The organism is Sphaerospermopsis reniformis, from assembly GCF_005402885.1.
GTDB lineage: Bacteria > Cyanobacteriota > Cyanobacteriia > Cyanobacteriales > Nostocaceae > Sphaerospermopsis > Sphaerospermopsis kisseleviana.
Genome location: NZ_BJCE01000433.1, coordinates 1 through 2,320 on the forward strand (window position 1 = coordinate 1; position 2,320 = coordinate 2,320).

General features: G+C 33.1%; 1 pseudogene. It reads right to left on the bottom strand.

The features are described 5' to 3' along the window. Positions 1 to 264: 264 nt before the first annotated feature. Positions 265 to 2,320, bottom strand: a pseudogene (locus FFR48_RS27330) (hypothetical protein); the annotation flags it as partial.

The window sequence follows — 2,320 nt, forward strand, 5'->3', positions numbered from 1 at the left end:
ACCGGAAAAAGTGTGCATTTTTTGGGATTTCAAGAGACGGCAAAGAAATTTTCACATCTCCTCCTGACTCCTGACTCCTGACTCCTGACTCCTATGCCCTCACGGAAAGACTTTCTCAGCAACCCCTTTTTACTTCGTTTCAAAATACAAAAAACTCCTTGATATCCTCGATCTCCTGACTCCTCGTTCGCGACTTGTACTGAGCCTGTCGAAGTAAGCGTGGCGAAGCCATTCTCCTGACTTCTTGAACTTCTTAATATCCTTCTAGAAATTAAATTCCATATTCAATTGCCCTCTAAAACCAAAATCATTATGACCTAACCTAGAATTAATTACCAAACCAGAATTAGGACTTTTATAGCGAAATATCATTCCATTGTGAGGATCTTCTGCTTGACTTTCAAATCCTCTCACAGTAGCCAGAGAATAATTTGTATAGTAAGGACCAATAGTAAAAGTTCCTATTTCTTGATCTCTAATCATATCATAAGTAGCTTCAATTTGGTAGTAAGATGGATTACCAAAAGAAATAGAACCATTAACATTAAACCCTACGTTATGGGAAAAGTTGAATAGAAAAAAAGTACCAATATTGCCAAAGTTACCAGATTTAACATTAGAATTGAGCATTTGTGGGGTATAACTAAACACCGGATAAACAGTGATATTAAAATCTGGTTTGACAAACTGAAATATATGCCCTAAAGAAATACCAGATAAATTCAAACTATTATGATTAGTGTTATAACTTAATGAAAAAAATGGTGAATTAGCTATAATCGTGTGCCATTGCTTCTTTTCATCATAAAATATATTCGTAAAATCAACCTTAGCTGCAAATTTCAACATTCCTCCTATGGAACTTTCCTCTGTAATATTAGGAATTAATTTACCTAAATTATTATCAATCATCGGTGCAGAATCGGGAAATAAATTAAACCATGTTCCCGCAGATAAAGCATAACTAAAATTATTAATACTTCCAGACGCTGTTAGTTCAACTGCTGGTAAAAAAAGATTTCCAGCATAAGAAGATGTTTGGATATCTCTTTGTCGAAACGTACTCAGTTTTATCCGTCCAAAATATGAATCATAAATTCTTCCCGGACCCAAGAAAGGAACAGCAGTAAACAGATTAGCTAAATTATTAAATACATAAGATTGATCAAATAAAACTTTTCCATCGGAAGTTTCACCACGAATGAAAGTAACTTCAAAGGTTTCCGGTGCATTAATTTGAGTTAAATTTGTGGGGATATTAACTCCAGTATAAAGTATTGGACCCAAATCAATAGGACGGACAAAATCTATTACTACAGGAGTTTCAGGAGTCCAAGGTTCTATTGTTTGTTCCATAAACTGCACACTTCTTTTATAAAGACCTGTTCTCAATTGCAATAATAATGAACTGTCTGGAGTAATATTACTAGCAAAAGTATAACTTCCTGAAACTTGGGAAAGATTGCTATTAGTATTTCCATAATTAAGAGTATCATTTAACCGTTGGTTCATCTGTCTACGTTGTTGAGATGTAGCTTTTGTATTTAAAGTAGCTAACGGTTGCAAATTATTATATTTCTTTTTAGCTTCACTAATAGTTTCATTCAAATTACCGGGATTAATAACATTAAATACGCTACCAAATATTAAACCTAAACTAGCGTTTTTAGTTTGATTAAAATCAGTATTTTTCCATTGGTTTGTAGTTATAGATAACCCAGGATTAGCAAAAACATTTAAATAATTTAATTTAATTTTTTCTGGATCATAATGCAGTAAAGTTCGGTTATGTGACCAACTTAAAGTATATCTATACCAATCTAGATTTTGAGGTTCTATGATATTTAAAGTGGCAATTTCAGGATTTTGTTGACCCAAGTTATACCACATCAAAGAATTAAGATAATGAAAATCTCTTTGTTCCCTAGTTAAAAAAGGATTGGTGAGAACTGCCACAATATCATTGTTATCACTTTGATCAAGTTGTAAAGTTTTAATTCCCGGAGAAGAACTAATCGGAGCGTTAAAAGCATATCCCTCTTTAGTGAAAAAATCACCTAATGTGAGTCCCGCAGCTTCTAAATTTTCCCGGGGTATAATACTACCAATTTCCAACTTCACACCATTATTTAATAAAGGTTGTAAATTGACAGTGGGAAAACCTTGTAAAAATTTTGGTGCATTGGTAGCATCTAAATTACTAAATAAAGAACCTCCTCCCTCAAGTGCATTTGTGGTTGCTTTGCGGGTATCATTTATGGGAATAAATTTTTGAATAAAACTACCATCAGATCGGGTTATATTAAAATTAAAACTGGCA